General features: G+C 54.6%; 19 protein-coding genes, 2 pseudogenes and 1 riboswitch. Of the genes and pseudogenes, 18 read left to right on the forward strand and 3 right to left on the reverse strand.

Going from position 1 to position 17408, the window contains the following annotated elements; all coding sequences use genetic code 11:
- From SDD30_RS11955 to SDD30_RS11975, 5 genes are all read left to right on the forward strand, one after another.
- On the forward strand, positions 1-477 hold a 477-nt coding region (locus SDD30_RS11955), incomplete at its 5' end, for an integrase core domain-containing protein (protein ID WP_434075151.1).
- Between the two features lie 324 nt (positions 478-801).
- On the forward strand, positions 802-1059 hold the full coding sequence (locus SDD30_RS11960) for an HI0074 family nucleotidyltransferase substrate-binding subunit (protein ID WP_434075204.1): 258 nt from the start codon (positions 802-804) through the stop codon (positions 1057-1059).
- Positions 1060-1621: 562 nt separating this feature from the next.
- Positions 1622-2140: a hypothetical protein gene (locus tag SDD30_RS11965; protein WP_434075152.1), complete on the forward strand. Its 519-nt coding sequence runs from the start codon at positions 1622-1624 to the stop codon at positions 2138-2140.
- A 62-nt stretch (positions 2141-2202) separates the two neighbouring features.
- A complete protein-coding gene (locus tag SDD30_RS11970; protein WP_434075153.1) occupies positions 2203-3078 on the forward strand; it encodes a tetratricopeptide repeat protein in 876 nt (291 codons plus the stop codon).
- 99 nt (positions 3079-3177) lie between these two features.
- Positions 3178-3306: a hypothetical protein gene (locus SDD30_RS11975; RefSeq protein ID WP_434075154.1), complete on the forward strand. Its 129-nt coding sequence runs from the start codon at positions 3178-3180 to the stop codon at positions 3304-3306.
- 530 nt (positions 3307-3836) lie between these two features.
- Here the strand turns inward: SDD30_RS11975 and SDD30_RS11980 are convergent.
- A complete protein-coding gene (locus SDD30_RS11980) occupies positions 3837-4247 on the reverse strand; it encodes an Rpn/YhgA-type helix-turn-helix domain-containing protein (RefSeq protein WP_494517274.1) in 411 nt (136 codons plus the stop codon).
- 61 nt (positions 4248-4308) lie between these two features.
- Here SDD30_RS11980 and SDD30_RS11985 point away from each other — a divergent pair.
- Positions 4309-4411 (forward strand): annotated as a pseudogene (locus SDD30_RS11985) (SEC-C metal-binding domain-containing protein); the annotation flags it as partial.
- Between the two features lie 62 nt (positions 4412-4473).
- On the opposite strand, the gene SDD30_RS11990 reads toward SDD30_RS11985, so the two are convergent.
- Positions 4474-4743, reverse strand: coding sequence for a CopG family antitoxin (locus tag SDD30_RS11990; RefSeq protein WP_434075155.1), 270 nt, complete (start codon positions 4741-4743; stop codon positions 4474-4476).
- Between the two features lies 1 nt (position 4744).
- The gene (locus SDD30_RS11995; RefSeq protein ID WP_434075156.1) at positions 4745-5032 is read right to left on the reverse strand and encodes a BrnT family toxin; all 288 of its coding nucleotides are present in this window, start codon (positions 5030-5032) and stop codon (positions 4745-4747) included.
- A gap of 55 nt (positions 5033-5087) precedes the next feature.
- Between SDD30_RS11995 and SDD30_RS12000 the strand changes: the two are divergent.
- From SDD30_RS12000 to SDD30_RS12055, 12 genes and pseudogenes are all read left to right on the forward strand, one after another.
- A pseudogene (locus SDD30_RS12000) lies at positions 5088-5372 on the forward strand (polysaccharide biosynthesis protein); the annotation flags it as partial.
- Between the two features lie 331 nt (positions 5373-5703).
- On the forward strand, positions 5704-6042 hold the full coding sequence (locus SDD30_RS12005) for a hypothetical protein (RefSeq protein ID WP_434075157.1): 339 nt from the start codon (positions 5704-5706) through the stop codon (positions 6040-6042).
- A 441-nt stretch (positions 6043-6483) separates the two neighbouring features.
- Positions 6484-8370: a tetratricopeptide repeat protein gene (locus SDD30_RS12010; RefSeq protein ID WP_434075158.1), complete on the forward strand. Its 1887-nt coding sequence runs from the start codon at positions 6484-6486 to the stop codon at positions 8368-8370.
- Between the two features lie 424 nt (positions 8371-8794).
- Positions 8795-8894: riboswitch (TPP riboswitch) on the forward strand.
- 107 nt (positions 8895-9001) lie between these two features.
- Positions 9002-9202 (forward strand): sulfur carrier protein ThiS, encoded by a 201-nt coding sequence (thiS, locus tag SDD30_RS12015; protein ID WP_434075159.1) that lies wholly within the window; start codon positions 9002-9004, stop codon positions 9200-9202.
- Between the two features lie 30 nt (positions 9203-9232).
- Positions 9233-10000: a thiazole synthase gene (locus tag SDD30_RS12020; RefSeq protein ID WP_434075160.1), complete on the forward strand. Its 768-nt coding sequence runs from the start codon at positions 9233-9235 to the stop codon at positions 9998-10000.
- 93 nt (positions 10001-10093) lie between these two features.
- Positions 10094-11224 carry a 2-iminoacetate synthase ThiH gene (gene thiH / locus SDD30_RS12025; RefSeq protein WP_434075161.1) on the forward strand — a complete coding sequence of 377 codons (1131 nt, stop codon included), beginning with the start codon at positions 10094-10096 and terminating at the stop codon, positions 11222-11224.
- A 326-nt stretch (positions 11225-11550) separates the two neighbouring features.
- Complete coding sequence (locus SDD30_RS12030) at positions 11551-12078, forward strand: hypothetical protein (protein ID WP_434075162.1); 528 nt, start codon at positions 11551-11553, stop codon at positions 12076-12078.
- 188 nt (positions 12079-12266) lie between these two features.
- Positions 12267-12836 carry a hypothetical protein gene (locus SDD30_RS12035; protein WP_434075163.1) on the forward strand — a complete coding sequence of 190 codons (570 nt, stop codon included), beginning with the start codon at positions 12267-12269 and terminating at the stop codon, positions 12834-12836.
- 210 nt (positions 12837-13046) lie between these two features.
- Positions 13047-13883, forward strand: coding sequence for a Wzz/FepE/Etk N-terminal domain-containing protein (locus tag SDD30_RS12040; protein ID WP_434075164.1), 837 nt, complete (start codon positions 13047-13049; stop codon positions 13881-13883).
- 164 nt (positions 13884-14047) lie between these two features.
- Positions 14048-15625, forward strand: coding sequence for a thiamine-phosphate synthase family protein (locus tag SDD30_RS12045; protein WP_434075165.1), 1578 nt, complete (start codon positions 14048-14050; stop codon positions 15623-15625).
- Positions 15626-16681, forward strand: a complete 1056-nt coding sequence (mtnA, locus tag SDD30_RS12050; protein WP_434075166.1) for an S-methyl-5-thioribose-1-phosphate isomerase — start codon at positions 15626-15628, stop codon at positions 16679-16681. It abuts the gene before it with no gap.
- Between the two features lie 8 nt (positions 16682-16689).
- Entirely contained in the window at positions 16690-17313 is a 624-nt protein-coding gene (locus SDD30_RS12055; protein ID WP_434075167.1) for a class II aldolase/adducin family protein, read from the forward strand.
- The last annotated feature ends 95 nt before the right edge of the window (positions 17314-17408 follow it).

Genomic DNA, 17408 nt, shown 5'->3' on the forward strand with positions numbered 1-17408 from the left:
ACAACCGCTTTAGCCATAGCCACCCTGGCGATAGCTATCCAGCAATACGGTAAGCCGGTGGCCCTAAAGACCGACCGAGGGACCCAGTTTAAAGACCAGTTCGCCGCTTATCTAAAGCAGGAGGGTATCTATCACCTGAAGAGCATCCCTTATTACCCGCGTTGCAACGCCAAGATCGAACGAGTGTTCCGTGATGTTGAGAATCATGTGGTCACTCGCATTACAGGCACCACCACTCTAGTAGAGCTACTGAGTATGCTGGCGGAAGAGACCTATCAGCATAATCATGTCCGCCCCCACCAGAGCCTGGGAGGCTTAACCCCGGCTGAGGTCTATCGGGGCGAAGGACAGACCATTGCAGCTAATATCAAGGCACTGAAGCCCAAACATAAGCACAAATCCTGGCGGGAAGTTCCGGTAGCCGAGTTCCTACCGGGGACGAAGTGCGCCCTCAATGTCAGGTTATTATGCGCTTAATTTCTCTACTTTCTCTTGACATAGCACATATAGGCTATGATGCGGATGAGCCGGTACAGGGGACGATTCTGGCAGCGCTAAAACATGAATTAGAGGAATTGCCCATACCCGGGAAGGTCGACCTTGTGAATTTCCGCGGGGTAGCCGGGGAATTCGCGCAAAACGCCCTGAAGAAGGTGGAAGTATGGAAGAAAAAAAGCGGAACTCGCTCTTCGCCTAGAAACCCTTGAACAGGCCCTTGCTACCCTTGAAGAGGCTCTGGCGCAGCCCTTTTCCGTCATCGTGCGCGATGCTACCATTCAACGCTTCGAGTAAACCTTTGAACTGGCATGGAAACTTTTCCGGAAAGTGGCCAGGATAGAAGGCTTGGAGGTAAACTCTCCCCGGCAGGCCATCCGTGCCGCTTATGATGCGGGCTTGCTGGAGGACATTGACCTCTGGTTCGAATTGCTGGAAGACCGTAACCGTACTTCCCACACCTACGATGAATCCACGGCAACCCAGGTCTTTGAAAGCGCCGGTCGTCTTCCCAAAGCCTTGCAGTCCGCCATCAAGATAATAAGGCATAACTACCTGCGTTGAAACGTGGCAACCGGCCGCCGGATTCCCTGCTCCGGGAGGTAAGATAGAAAAGTTTAAGGGAGATTTGTCTTATCTCGGATGGCACTATGCGCTCGCATATAGCTATCGAATCCACTATAAATTTACATACATCGGGCCCCACCCCAAATACTAACGTATCACTACAGCCATGTGGGGCCATGCCTTCCATGCCATTTCTGCCTTGGGGGAACTGTTGGGGGAGTGCGATACTACCTATATATTCGTGGATGAAGCGGAACTGGGCCAGTTGGAATATGCGGGCGCGGCGGTGTTCAGCCCTTTTACAAAGAGTTGAAAGCGGGGCAGAGCAAGTATTTTTCCCGACCTGGTCATTGCCGACATAGTATGGACATTGGAAAAGTTTTATCGCCAACCTAAAGCTATTTTTTGCCTTACTGGTCCAGGTGAATGGTCCTCCAATACTACCCATAAACTGATAGCCTGCTCCGCCTGGTAGTGGGAATAGGTAAGAACCCTGTAGTACGGTTGACGCCGGCGCGTAACGGTCGAACCCAAGCACTTTTTCACGGAGGACAATATAGTGCGCAAATTACCTAAATACCTGAAGGCAGATATTGAACGCGGTTTTATCCTGGCCTATTATGAAATGGTAAAAGGCTGTACGGTGAGCCTGGATATTCCCGGGGAAAATATTGTCCCGGTAGTGGCTTTTGCCCATAAACCTGGAGAAATTTACGGCATGGATTTTTCCAGTACATACCATTTTGCAGCAAAAGAGAAACTGCAAACAAGGTTACGCCGGGTACAGAAAAAAGTTGCCGCTCTCCAGCGCTATGCAGAGTTTGCAGCATTGCAATGGGAAATGAAATACCAGGTGGTCTATGAGATCTGGTGTTTCCTGCCGTCCAACAAATTAGTGCTTGAAACAGTGAGTAAAGCCAGAGAAGAGGGAATGCCGGTAAAACTGGTATCCGTACAGGAGGTACATGAGCGCATAAAGCAGGTAGCCCTTCTCGAACCCCTGGACAAGGACATTATTTACGAGAATGCTTTCCTGTGGGCGGCGAGTCTTTTCCGTGATGCCGGCGCCTGGAAATAGCCGGATAGCCTATTAGGAAAAGAAGCAACTATAATAACCGCAGGGATAGGGTGGGTATGATTATGCCGGATTTAATAGAACTAATCGTTTTGGCGGCAGGAATGACAAATCTGCGCTGCCTCCGGTTACCGGAACGGGAGATTATTATCTTGCGGCCGGTCGGAGGCGTCAGGGATGAAACGGAGGGAGAAATCCTCAGGGTCATCCCTAATAAGGAATGGGAATACAAGAAGCATACTTATCTCTCTTGCAAGGTCATTGATTCTTACATAGACGGTTCTGTATTAACACCTGTTCCCCTGAGACTGTACTCGCATGGCACCTGGGATTCTTTTTATTACTTTGCCGAGCTGTGGGAAATTGAGCCGGACCGGGAATTGCCTTCGTCTTTACCTGAGTGGGTAATTGCTGTTCTGAAAGCAGGTCCCCGTGAGGTATTTGAAATGGAGCAAATTATCCCGGGGGCAGATCCTGAGAATATGGAGGACCCTATATCCCTGGCGGTTGAATACGCCCAACAGGGTAATATTGATAAAACGTGGGAAATTTTGCAGGGGTGCCTGACCAAAGATCTGCGCTGCATTGATGCCTTTGTCCACCTGGGCACATATACATTTGGAGATGGGCGCAGCGCCTGGCATGCAAAAAGAGCGATGCAACGTTACCTCGCAGGGGTTAAAGTTGGCGAGCAGGCCCTGCCGCCAGGCTTTAACGGACTGCTTCCGTGGAGCTGGATAAATAATCGCCCTTTTCTGCGCGCCCTGCACGGGCTAGGCCTCTGCCAGTGGCGCCTGGGCCAGTTTGATGCCGCCCGCAAGACATTCTGGCGCATTTTAATGTTTGATCCCATGGATGCCCTGGGATGCCGGTTTATTCTCCCGGATGTAGAAAAGGGTCACGATTACCTTGCAACTGTAGCGGATGAAAATGGGCCTTAAAAGTATTTCCTGCCGGCCCTGCTGCCAGCCTTTTAAATGCCAGGATGTGGTTAATTCCATGACCCTTTGCACCTCCTCGGGCGGCCGGGCGGCCCGGCGGTGCTGGTAGCCGCGGCAGGAAAAGCCATGGCGGAGTTAGGCTGGCGACCGCGGTATACAGAACTGGAGGACATCATTGCTACGGCTTGGCAGTGGCACCGCCGCAGGCCGCGGGGATTTAACGGTTGAGTTATACCAGGGTCATAGGGGAGCAGATGCGGCTGGATATAACTGCCGGGCGAGGCGGCTGGGGAAAATAAAGCTGGTGTTTAATACAACTTTATGGTCTCTGCGTTCATTAAACGGAGTGGGTACGGCGATGGTACGGTGATGTTCGTAATAACCCGTTAAGTGCAATTTAACACCAGGGATAAGTCCTACTGTACCGGCAGCCGTCTGTACATGCCGCCGCCGTATTGTTGTACTAACTTTAATACTTTCTCGCGCTACGGGAAACTTTTTTCAGGCAAGGAACTTAGACTGGCAGGTAGTCCTTCGCATCCTCACGGTAAAGTTTACGTCAGCCGGGTTCCCGGCCGCAGACGAAATTAACCACTTCCTTTAGCCCCTGCTAGAATGGGGGGCGAAAGGAGGTGAGCACCATGGCTGACGAGGACAAAATTGCCGGCAAAGGGCTGCAGGCTCCGGCAAGTTATAATAACAAAAGCCCGCCCCGGTGGATAGGCAGGCCTTTTCCTGAATTTGCGGCCAGCAAAAAATCACTGTTCCAGCTGTTTCTTCAACACGGCGATCTCGTCCGGCGTAAGCCCCGTAGCTTTAACAATGGTCTCTATATCGACGTTGAGCAGGAGCAGGTTCCGGGCTACTTCTCGTTTTCCTTCCAATTTCCCTTCCAATTTCCCCTTCTGTTCGCCTTCTCTTAAGCCTTTTAGCAAAGCCTGCTGCTGCATCTCTTCCAGGGTCAATTCCAGGTTGTAAATCATCCGTTCCACCTCCCAGGGATTGCTTGCGTCCAGGATGCGGTCAACCTTTTCCTTAAAACCTTCAGGCATTCTGGGCTTGACGACGTTCTTCAGCCAGCTGGTGATATGGCGGAACTCGTCAGGCGTGAGCCGCCTTAAGACCCCCGCCAGTTTCTGCAGCCGTCCAACCAGCTCTTCCGGCCGCATCTTTTGGTCCAGGAGAAAGACGCCGGTGATCAGGTTTGCCGCCCTGATTAGCTCTTCTTGGAACAATACCGGCACCTACCGTCGTAAGGGCCTCAAGACCGGGCGCAATGATCCTTGTCCCTGCGGCAGAGGCAAGAAGTATAAAAAAATGCTGTGGAAAGTAATAGGGGAGAGGTTGTTATGCTATCGCCAGATTTAGCATAGTATTAAACTCGGCTGGTGACTATTAACCTTCCCTCAGGTGTTCTTTTACCCAAATGGTAATCAGATCAGCATACTTTGTGCCTTTTTTGCGGGCCAGCAGGCGTAGACGTTTTAAATCTTCCTTTTCCAGGTTAAGAGTTACTACCAGGTTATTCCTGCCTGTAAAATGGACATCTTTGACTTCTTCCAAGTTGGCGGCAAAGTCGACCAACGAATTTTTTTCCAGGAAATCCCTGGCCTCTTTGATAGTAGTAAAATCAGGTATTTTATTTTCCCTATTTTTCCTGTTCACTTTAGCCCCTCCTTTGATAAAGCTGCTTTCTTTCCGCTTTATTCATATCGCGCGCAGTTATTACCATGGCTTGCCCTTTGTTAAGGTAGATAAACATTACGATTAAGTATCTTCCTGATTCAGTTTGGCCAAGGGCGTAATAAATAGGGTTTAACCCTTTAGTTGGTTGCTTGTTTTTTAGGATTAGCGGTTGGCCAAAGCAGACTTCCTCGACTTCTTCAGGGGTGACATCATGTTTGGCTATATGCTCAATAATTTCCTCATTCCATACTAACCTGGTAATGAGCATTTAACCACCTGTGTATTTCCCCGGGTGCTTTGTTGTAAAGCTATTATACCAGATAGCCCGGAGCAGTAAAACCCTTTTTGCCACCGTACGTTTCGGCAATGTCCTGGGCAGCCGGGGCAGTGTAGTGCCCCTGTTCCAGCGCCAGATCGCCGCCGGCGGCCCGGTGACGGTGACCAACCCGGAGATGACCCGCTGTTTTATGACCCTCCCCGAAGCGGTGCAGCTGGTCATCCAGGCCGGAACCCTCTCCCGCGGCGGAGAGATCTTCGTTCTGGATATGGGCAAGCCGGTAAAGATCGTCGACCTGGCGCGGAGCATGATTATCCTGTCCTGCTATGAAACGGCGGGGATTTCTCGCCCTGGCGGCCCCAATTCCCCCTTGTGTTACTACAGAAATTTACCCATAAACGGAGCAGGAGCGGAGAAGGTGTGGGTATGTTTGTCAGATCGCGTTAAGTGTTATTTAATTTTAACCACGACTGGCCCCTGGTAGTAACTTTAATATTTGCTCGCCTTACGCCAGGTCTGGGGCTTGCCTTGTTACCCGGACGGCCGAATCTTGCGCTTATCCCGGCTGATAACGTAAATTAATGACCCGGCACCGGACAACGACGAAATTAGTCACCTCCCTTAGCCCCTGCTAGAATAAGGGGCGAAAGGAGGTGAGCATAATGGCTAAAGTTACCGCGCCGCTCATGTCTATGGATGCCAGCGGCGCCCTGGGAAGGGCACTGGTCTTCGCCAAGTGGAAGGGGATTAACTACGCCCGGCGTTATACCATCCCCATGAACCCCAATACAGTGAACCAAGAAAAGATCAGGGGTTACTTCACCCAGGCGGTGACCAGCTGGCATGGGGAGAGCCCGGAGACCAGGGCTATGTGGAACGCGGCCGTGCGCGGCCGGCCGCTGACGGGGATGAATTACTATGTAGCTCAGTATTTCAAGTACCTCTCCGCCCACAACGATCAAGCCCCGCCTACCCCCTTCCAGCCGCCCACCCGGTCTTAAAACCATGCTGCGTTGTTACCGGTTAAAGAAGCGGTAAGTGCGGGACGCTTACCGCTTCTTTCCTCACCAGCCTATCCCTGGCTTGTATGTAGAAATCCTTAATTATTATGATGGACGGAAATTAAGATTCTACCTCGAAAATAACACCGTATACCATTTTCATCGTGCCGCGTTGGCTGCATGGACGTCGACGTAGTAAGAACCCTGCCTCCAGGCGATAAAATTGGTTAGGGAAAAACCTGTAAAAGCAGCGGGTTAATTCTGTTCTTGAATTTCACCTATCGTTTTCCTTTACATCCAGGGCCGCTTCCTTTACAAATGATAATCCGGAGAAGGCTGAGCGATGCTCGGCCCTTTTATTTTTACCGTGCTGGCAGGAAATTCCTCACCCTTTGTCGAAAAAAGTAAGGCAAAATACGGCCAAGTGTGGGGAATATTTCTATGAAGCAAATGCGAGCTGAAGAACTTGTATCCCAGGGGCAGAAGTTGCTAGCGAAAAAGGATTTTAAAGGCGCGGTAAAAACCTTTAGCGCTGCCCTGGCCAAAGAAGACGTTGTGCCGACTCGCAACAACCTGGCCTTTGCCCTCTTCCAGGCCGGTGACCCCCAGAGCGCCCTGGAGGTAATCCAGCCGACCTTCACTACGGAGGGAAGGGACAGGGGCGCCAATCCCTTTACCTATGCCCTGGCCGCCAGCATTTACGCAACCCAGGGGCAGGTCGAGACGGCCCGGCAGTACCTCAAGCAAGCGGTCCGTAGTTTTGATAGGGGCCTGGCGGAATACCATCGCAGTCGCAGCCAGGTGCCACGTTTCTTTCGGGAGTACACGGTGTTTGTCATGCGGGCGGCGGCTGCTTTGAACGATCACCACCAGGTATTGGAGCTGTATCGCCGCTGGGAGAGCTATCATGTTAACTGGGAAAACAAGTTCCTGGCCGGGGTGGCCTGTTTTAACCTGGGCCGTTATAAGCGGGCGGCGAACCTGTGGGTTTCCATAGCCGCAGAATATCCCCTGTTTGCTGCCATGCAGCAGGTGGCTTTATTGGTGGAGAGCGGCGTCATCCCGCCCTTTACCATGGGCTATAAAATGCACGATCACAAGGAACTGGGAGCAATTATCGAGGCCTGTGCCGCCGATGCAGAAGAACAGCACCGCTATCTTCAGGACGGTTATATCCTCATGGAGCTGCTTGCCTATATCCTTACGGCAGGAGAAAGGCCAGGGGTCAGTGTGGTCACCCGTTCCCTGGTAGATAACACCGGTGCCTGGGGGGAAAAGCTGAGATGGAAGATACTAGAGGCGCCCGACTTTGTGCCGGCAGCTAAAATGGCGGCGGCGGAGGCTTTCATTGAACAGGGGTTGTTAAAAGAGGGAGAGCCGATCCCTATGTTTATTAATGGGGAAAAGAGGCTCGTAGAAATCAAGAAAACTCCGGTGGTGCTGGAACCTGATCCCGAGCTGGACGTTATAGTCGAAAAGGCCTTTGCGCTGCGGGATGAAGGCCAGGTGGATGCGGCCATCAAACTGCTGCAGGACTTATTCCAGCAAGGGAAATACTACTTCCGCGCCATGATGGCCCTGGCCAATCTCCTGCGCCAGAAGGGCGAAACGGCAGAAGCCCTGCCCATTATGGCCTCCCTAAAAGAGATGGCCCCGGAAGACCCGGCGGTGCTCTTCAATTATGCCGCCTTGATGCTCCAGATGGAAAGGTACGATGAGGCCCGCGCTACCCTGGAGCAGATCGACAGGGAGGGGCTGAGTGAAGACTTTCGGCAGAAGCTGAACCTGCTGGAGCAGGAATTCCAGAAAAGGGAGCTATTCCTCAGGCTGCCTGAGGAAGCCATGAGGTTTTATGAGGAGGGAGCGCGGGAGCAAATAGAAGCCAAAACCCTCCCCCAGGACCCTTCCCTCCTGCGAGGTTTAAAGAATATGCCTGCCAACTGGCTGGACGGCGCCTGCAGCCGGTACGGCCTGGAACTGGCCCGGCTGCGGCGCGAGCGGGAAAAGCAGCTGGCGGAGTACCTTTCTTCCCACGATAACCTGGCAAAGGCTATAGGTGAGCTGGACGGGGTTGAACGGGAGTTACTGAGGTATTTGTTGCAGAAGGGCGGCTGGAGCCGGCTGAATGCTATTACCCGTATCTTCGGCTCCTTAAAAGGGGAAGGTTTCTTCTGGCAGAAGGAGCTCCCCAGGTCCCCCCTGGGCCGTCTCTGGTCGCAGGCCCTGGTAATGGTGGGCAAGGCGGACCTGGAAGGCCGCCGGGTTAAAATTGCCACTATACCTGTCGAATTGCGCCAGCCCCTTGAGGACATACTGGGATGCAGGTAACAGGGGCGTAGGATCTAACTGAGGTGAAACAATAGGGAGTAGCTGTCGAAAATCTCGGTTCCTCGCTACATCCGCTCTGCTCGCGCTGGCGGCGTAAACTGGCTGGACGGCACCTGCGACCGGTACAGCCAGCCCGGTCTTTGACACGTACAATGGTGCGGTTTCGATTGATAAAAGCCAAGAATTATCGTGTAATAATAGTACTACAGCGTAAACTTTTACCGGTGGTGTGCAAGCGGCGTAGGGGGCTCGCCGGAAAAAGAGGCTGTGCTCTTGTATTGGGGCCAGACGATTGCTAGGGTCAGGAAGCAAATTACGCTGCAGTACTAGGGATTATCCGGGCTGGCACTGCAAAAATACAGCCGCCTTACCGGTGGTATACCTTTACAAAACCGGAATCCGGTAGTAAGATTATAGTAAATTAAATCATCGCCAGGGGTGCCGCAAGGCTGAGAGGGCGTAAGGCCTAACCCGTTGAACCTGATGTGGGTAATGCCACCGTAGGGAGTTATGATGATTAGTGCGAACTAGATCGGAGCTTCCCGGCGGAAGCTCCGATTTTTGTATGGCTTAAGCCTGTACCGCCGGCCCTGCAGTAGAGTAATGCAATGAGGAGAAAGGGGGAGAGCCGTTGCAGATCCTTTTAAACGGCCGGGCCGAAGACTTGCCCGGAGGCATGACGCTGGAGCAACTGCTGATCACGAAAAACATAGCCTCTGCTGCCGTGGTGGTGGCCGTCAACTCCGAGGTAGTAAAGCGGGAGGCCTGGTGCAATTTTGTGATCAAGGAAAATGACGAGGTAGAGGTAATCAGAATCGTTGGTGGCGGTTAAAAGGCCATATCTAATTCGGAGGGGATAAACATGACCGATAAATTGATTATCGGCGATAAGGAATTGACCAGCAGGCTGTTTATCGGCACCGGTAAATTTGCCAGCCACGCAATCATGGGGGAGGCTGTGCGCCAATCTGGCACCCAGGTGGTCACCGTCGCCCTGCGGCGGGTGGACCTGGATAACCCCGGGGAGAATGAGCTGGCGTATATCCCTGCCGGCTGCACCCTGATGCCCAACACTTCCGGCGCCCGGACCGCCGCGGAGGCCATCAAAATCGCCCGCATCGCCCGGGCCGCCGGCTGCGGCGATTGGGTAAAGATCGAGGTGGTGGCCGACCAGCGCTACCTGCTGCCGGACAACATGGAGACGATTAAAGCCACCGAGGTCCTGGCTGGGGAAGGCTTTGTGGTGCTGCCCTACATGAATCCCGACTTGATGGCGGCCAAACGCTTAAAGGAAGCCGGGGCGGCGGCCGTCATGCCCCTGGGGGCCCCCATCGGCTCCAACCGGGGCCTGAAGACCCGGGAGATGATTCGTATTTTAATAGAAGAGATTGACCTACCCATTATTGTTGACGCCGGTATAGGCAAACCCTCGGAGGCGGCCGAGGCTATGGAGATGGGGGCGGCGGCGGTACTGGTGAATACTGCTATCGCCACGGCCCGGGACCCGGTGGCCATGGCCAGGGCCTTCAGCCTGGCAGTGGCGGCCGGCAGGACTGCCTACCTGTCGGGCCTGGCGCCGACCCGGGAGTTGGCCGAGGCGTCCTCGCCCTTGACCGGGTTCCTGGTTTGATCACTTCGGCTCGGGGAAGTGGTTGTGGTTTGTTATGACAAAATAAAACCTGGAGATCTAACCTATGGGCATATTATGAAAGGGGTGGTGGGAATGGGTTTTTACGAAGAGGTTTACCACCGCTATAATGGGTTTGATTTTGCGGCCTTCCTTGCCGGCAGGACTCCGGACGATGTCCGGCAGGTCCTGGCCAAAGAGCACCTGCAGCCGGCTGATTACCTGACTCTGCTCTCCCCGGCGGCCACAGGCTTCCTGGAGGAGATGGCCCAGAAGGCCCACAGCTTAACCCTAAAGAACTTCGGCCGGGTTATCTTCCTTTTTACGCCCTTGTACCTTTCGGACTTCTGCGTGAACCGCTGCGCTTATTGCAGCTTTAATGCCGGCAACAAGTTCGCCCGGACCAAGCTCACCCTGGAACAGGTTGAGGAAGAGGCCCGGGCCATCGCCGCGAGGGGGATGCGGGACATCCTCATCCTGACGGGGGAATCGCGCCAGCACAGCCCGGTGGCCTACATTAAAGATTGCGTTAGTATTTTAAAGAAGTATTTCAGCAGCGTTTGTATCGAGGTCTACCCCCTGGAGAAAGAGGAGTACCGGGAACTAGTGGCCGCCGGGGTAGACGGCCTGACCATGTTTCAGGAGGTCTACGACCCCCAGGTCTACGCCCGCTATCACCGCGGTCCCAAGAGCAATTACCCCTACCGGCTGGACGCCCCGGAAAGGAGCTGCTGCGCCGGGATACGGACCGTAGGGGTGGGGGCCCTCCTGGGCCTGGCCGACTGGCGCCGGGAGGCCTTTTTTACCGGACTGCACGCCGCTTATTTGCAGCATAAGTTCTGGGAGGTGCAGATCAGCATTTCCTTACCCCGCCTGCGGCCCAGTATCGGTGGCTTTCAACCGGAACACCCCGTGGATGACAAGAGTTTTGTCCAGATCCTCCTGGCTCACCGGCTGTTTTTGCCCCGGGCCGGCATCACCATTTCTACCAGGGAAAGCCCGGCGTTCCGGGATAATATCCTGCCCCTGGGGGTCACGAAAATGTCGGCAGGCTCTTCTACCAGGGTGGGGGGCTACGCCCACCCCGACGGCGCCGCGCCCCAATTCGAAATCTCCGACCCGCGCAGTGTCGCGGAGATCCGGCAGTTGCTCCTCAAAAAAGGCTATCAACCTGTCTTTGAAGACTGGCAGCAGTGGGACAGCCTGGAGAAACAGCTGTGTTCCTGAGGCGCTTTCCTGAAGCTTGTTCCACACTTGACGCGGCTGCGGGCGCCCTCCGTATTTATTTTCAGCCCACGGGTGCTCCCTCCAATTAAAAAATTGGGCGATGAAATGATGGACCTATTTCATCGCCCTTTTTATATGTGCATGAGCAGCAGTTCGATGTTTTCGTCGCCCACCTGCGATTGCGGGTCCCTATGAACACAGCGCCGACACATGAGCGCAAAACTCCCTGCAATTAATTTTTAATCGCGTAGTTTTTCTTGACGACAGCTGGCAGGATATGCTAAACTGTATTTGAGTTGAATTATTTGCCCTGGGGGGTGTAGGCGGTGGAAAAAGAGATTTATCTAAAACTCGTAACTCGGGAACTGAAACTTGAGCTGAAAGGCGAGCGGGAGCATATCAGGGAGATCCTCGAAAGCCGGTTGTACGACTTTCTGAAGACAAAAAATAATGATAGTTGCAGCCAGCGCGATGATCCTGAGATGTTGGAAAGGATCGATGCGAGCGATAACATTGCTGCTCAAGGGACGGAAAAAGAAGAAGCGGTATCTGAAACGGCGAGAACGATACCGACCATCGCTGAATTAAGAGCGAAGGCCAAGCTGAATAATAACAAAGAACTAGTTGCTTTCGTGGTATTTTATAAAGACTATTACTACAAGGAAGCGCCGACCATGGACGACATTCGCCTGATAATGAAGGATGAACTACGGGAAAAATCTACGGTAGTGGCCAGCGTAAGCACCTATCTGCAACGGGCTAAAAAAGAGGGGTGGATAGATCAGGACGGCAAGCGGTGGCGAATGACAGGCATAGGGTTACAGATTGCCAAGGGATGGTTGGGAGACGCTTGATAAAATAACATGATTAAAGATATGCTATTACAACTTGTATCGTACGTATTTTGCTATGTAGCCGTATCGATTGCAACGTAATATGGTAGAAAACGAGCCGCTAAAATACTGTATCGCCCTTTTACCGGACTTGATAAATGCCGGTTGAATGAGGATAATTGGTTTATAACGAGGGGAGGGTGACGATAATGGCTTATTACAGCTGGCTGCGGGAGAAGGAGTTGCCTCATTTATGTTGTTTAGTGCCGGTGTATGCCGACGACGGCGGCAATTATACCCAGGTATGGATGGACGATGGGCGGAAGATCATAGAGCGTTACCGTACAAAGACGTTACTTAGACATATTGCATCATATATTGGAGTTGACTTCAAACAAAAGTCGGCAGCGTGGTCGGACGATAGGAGTCGTAAGGCTATCCCTCTGATCTTTGGACCCAACATGACTATTGTTCCCCTACGTGTACGTAAGCCCAGTGGTCGTGATGCAGGAAGTACAGGCTACGTCGTTAGGGAAAAGGTAATAACATGGGACGCGATCGATGATCATGAATTTCATACAAGGATCGAGCTGGAGGGTGGCGATCATTTATTGTGCCTGCATAAACTCGACAGTTTATCTAATAGGTTGGCAGAGGCAGAGCGAGTGCGGCAGCGGAGCCGGGGAATAATAGCCGGTACGCCATCTCTGGCTAAAACCGGTGGAATGACCACCATTCAAATAAAAAATGATACCGGCGAAATCCTGGTTTTACCTTAAATTAGAAAGCACCACCTTTATCTCCTTAAATGTAGAGGTGGTATAATTGCGCTTTATAGTCGATGAATGCACTGGGCAAGGTCCTGGCCTTGCCTTTTTATATTTTTGGGACATTAACCGCATGGGAAAAAGGAACTTGCCGAGTTGTGTCGAATAGAAGTCATTGGGTAACGCTGGTATATTTAGTAGAAGGGAGTAAACAACATTTCCATGAATGTTCCACCTGCCGAAACAGCACCGCTATATGACGACGAAATAGATCTGCGGGAGCTCTTATTAGTTCTCTGGCGCCAGCGGGTGCTGATTGCTGTTGTTACTTTGATTGCCGCGGTGGCTGCCGTCCTGGCGAGCCTGGCGCTGCCCAGGGTTTACCGGGTGGAGGCCCTGATACAGATGGAGCGGTTAGATAATAAGCAGTCCGTGCAGAGTGAAGGCAAAGAGATACTAGAGAGCCGGGCGCTGTTAACCGCGGCCCTGAACCAGCTGGCCGTCCAGGCCGACCCCCTGACTTTTAAGGCCACCGGACAGCCGGTCAAGGATACCGATTACCTGCAGTTTTCCCTGGAGGGCCGCGACCCGGCCCAGCTAACAAAGGTGGCCGATAAGATAGTGGCCCTTTTTATTGACAAGCGTAACCAAATTTATAAAGAACGCCGGGCGACCCTGGAGGAAGATCTACATAGAATAACCACTGACCTGCAACAATCCGAAACAGATAAGGGTAAGTTTGACGACTTAATCGCCAGTCTACAGAAAGCCCCTTTGAGCGCAATCGAGCAAAAGATCTACGCCTTGCAGCTCGCCCAGATGCAGGACTTTCAGGCCCAGGAGAAGGTAGGTTTAATGCAGCAATATCTTACCCTGCAGGATAAGCTGGCAGCCATGCAGCCGGCCAAGATCGTCGATGGTTTCAGTGAACCCATGCAGGTAAGACCTCGCTTGGCCCTCAATGTAGCTGTGGCCTTGATCCTGGGCCTGATGGTGGGCGTTTTCCTGGCCTTCGGCCGCAACTGGCTGGCCGGGTTCCCGCCGGCCGGCAGGTCATAACCGCCCGGCTGCGACCTGCGGCTGTGGGCACCGCTACTTGCTGTCTGGTTTTTAATCATCCGGGCTAGTCGCTCAGACAGGATAGGTATACGGTGATGTATAAGTGGTGAATTCTTTTACAGATTTTTGCTGTGCTAATAGGGAGGTTTGTAGCAGGATTAGCCATGATCGGTAAAGTAAACGACGATTTCTTCCGGCGGGCGATCTTGCCTTGCACGGGAGCGGAGACGCCTGAAGTGGTGGTCGGGCCGCGCATGGGCGTGGACGCGGCGGTACTTAAAGTTGGCGATGAATACTTGGCCATCGCCGAGGATCCCATTTTCCCGGGGCCGACGACTTCCCCCGACGACTTCGGCTGGATTACCGTCCACATCGGCGCCAGCGACGTGGCCGTCATGGGAATCAAGCCGCGTTTTATGACCTACTCGCTTTTACTGCCGCCGGGCACCTCTGAGGACTATATCGCCGCCCTGGTCCGCAGCATCAGTACTTATGCCCGGGAGCTGGGCATCACCATTGTCGGCGGCCATACCGGCTTTTACGGCGCCGTCACCATCCCGACTATCGGCGGGATTACCGTCTGGGGTACGGGCCGGGAGGTGGTGACCCCGGCCGGGGCACAGGTCGGCGATACTGTGATCATTACCAAGGGGACCGCCATCGAAGCCACCGCCCTCGTGGCCTGTGAGCTGGGGGAGAAACTCCTGGCGGCCGGCATCGCCCCGGAACTGGTAGAACGGGGTAAAAAGCGCCTGCGGGAAATGTCCGTAGTAGCTGAAGCCGGCATAGCAGTAAAGGTTGGCGGTGTCCACGCTATGCACGACGCCACTGAGGGAGGCCTGGCCCGGGGTTTGTGGGAGGTAGCCGAGGCTGCCGGCGTGGGATTGCGCATCGAGCGCGCCAGGGTACCGGTGCCGGCCGACGTCCGGGCTATTTGCCAGTGCTTCGGCCTTAATCCCTATGAAGTTATCAGCGAGGGAACCCTGGTCCTCACCTGCGACCCGGCAAAGGCGGAAGCGATGCTGGCGGCTTTCCAGGCAGCCGGCGTGGAAGCAGAGGTCATCGGGCAGGTAGTGCCGGCGGCGGCAGGGCGCGTCTGGGTGGAAGCGGACGGGACGGAGCAGGAACTCCTGCCGCCGGCCGTCGACCGCTTCTGGGAGGTCTTCTTTAACGCCCTGGCTCTGAAGAACGACACCCGCACCCCCGCCCAGGTCAACCTTTGCCGGGAGCTGGGACAGGCCGTCAAGGAGCTCCAGGAAGCCAATATCGTCGCCCTGATTCCCGAGATCGGTGCCAACCTGGCTTACTGCCTGCCGGAGGCCAGGGAACTGCAGGACGTTGCCGGTATCCCTGGGCGCCTCTTGCGCTATAAAGGCCGGGTAGCCACCCTGGGCGAACCGGAGATGGGCTGCTCCCACTACATGGGTGGCACCCTGCTGGCCGTGCGGGAGTTTTTCCCGGCCGCCCGGTGCGTGATCAACCTGCGTAACAACGACCGGGTCCGCCGTGCCTGTGCCGACCTGGGCTTGAAAGTGGCCAGCATGCCGGTACCGCCCGACTACCGCCAGACGGACGCCGACTTTTACGCCGACCTGCGCCGCACCCTGACCGGTTGCCGGGAACTGCCCGATGTGATTGCCATCCCCGACCGTATCAACCTGGAACGCCTCATCCTGGTCCTGGGAACCGGCCTGGAGGAGATTATAGGTAAAATCAAGGCCCTGGCGGGGAAGGTATCCTAAATGCATGAACCCATTGCCCCTATCAGCTGGCGGGACGGCCAGGTGGAGATGATCGACCAGACCCGCTTGCCTGGAGAACTGGTAGTTATCCACCCGCAAACAGTGGCGGAGATGTGGGACGCCATTAAAAAGCTAAAGGTCCGGGGAGCGCCGGCCATTGGCATTGCTGCGGCCCTGGGGTTATACCTGGCTGTGAAGGACTCTGACGCCAGGGATAAGGCCGGCTTTGAGGCCGAGGTACAAAAGGCTGCCGATTACCTGGCCTCTTCCCGGCCGACGGCGGTAAACCTCTTCTGGGCCTTAAAGCGGGTGCGGCAGGCGGTGGCTGCAGCGACCACCGAAGACGTGACAGCCCTGAAAGAGCTGGTCCTTAAAGAGGCCCTGGCCATTCGGGATGAAGATGAGGCCATGTGCCGGGCCATCGGGGAGAACGGTGCCACCCTTTTAACCGACGCTGATGCCGTACTGACCCACTGTAACGCCGGCACCCTGGCCACTGCCCGGTACGGTACGGCCCTGGCCCCCATCTATACCCTGGCCGCCCGGGGCAAGGTGTTGCAGGTCTTTGCCGACGAGACCAGGCCCCTCCTTCAGGGAGCTCGCCTGACCAGCTGGGAACTGCACCAGGCTGGCATCCCGGTGACCCTGATCACTGACAACATGGCCGCCACCGTCATGGCCCACGGCTGGGTCCAGGCGGTCATCGTCGGCGCCGACCGTATCACCGCCAACGGCGATGTGGCCAACAAAATCGGCACCTACGGCGTGGCCATCCTCGCCCGGGAACACGGCATTCCCTTTTACGTGGCAGCGCCGGCGTCGACCTTTGATTTGAGCCTGGCCGGCGGCGACCAGATCCCCATTGAAGAGCGGGATCCGGACGAGGTCAGCCACTTCGGCCTGCGGCCCACGGCTCCGGAGGGGATTGGTATTTTCAACCCGGCCTTTGATGTGACTCCCTATCGCTACGTTACCGCCATAATCACAGAAAAAGGAGTTATCCGGCCGCCCTATAAACAAAATATCGCCCGGGTTTTAACCGGCGAAAGCAGGTGACACAAACATTGTTAGCAACCTTTAAAGAACAAATCGTGGAAGCAGGCCGGCGCCTCTACCAGAGGGGCATGGTCAATGGTAATGAGGGTAATATCAGCATTCGCTTGCCGGGCGATCGGATTCTCACCACCCCCACCGGGGTGAGCAAGGGTTTCCTGCAGGCAGACGAGCTGGTGATCGTGGACCTGGACGGTAACGTCCTGGAGGGTAAGCAGAAGCCTTCGTCGGAGTTGAAGATGCACCTGGCGGCCTACCGGGCGCGGCCGGACATTCAGGCCGCCGTTCACGCCCATCCCCGTTTCGCCACCACCTTTGCCGTGGCCCGGAAGGAGCTGCCTATAACGGCTATGCCGGAAATGGTGGTCATGGTGGGGGAGGTGGCCCTGGTTCCCTACGGGACGCCTTCCACCACGGAGCTGGTGGACCAGTTTGCCCCCTACTGGCAGGGCCATGACGCCTTTTTGCTCAGCAACCACGGTGTCCTGACCCTGGGCCAGGACATCTGGGCCGCCCTCTACCGTATGGAATCGGTGGAACACTACGCCGGCATCGTCCTGGCCAGCCAGGCCCTGGGTGGTCCCCATTACCTCGAGCCCGAGAACCTGGAGAAACTCTATCGCTTGAAACAATAAAAACAGTTTCCCCTGTGGCCGGCAGTCGCTGTTATGTAATCTCGCCGGCCGCAGGGGACGCCAATCTTGACTTCAATATTTATCCATGTTAAAAT

The organism is Moorella naiadis (nom. illeg.) (assembly GCF_051020825.1).
Classification (GTDB): Bacteria; Bacillota; DSM-521; order Neomoorellales; family Neomoorellaceae; genus Neomoorella; species Neomoorella naiadis.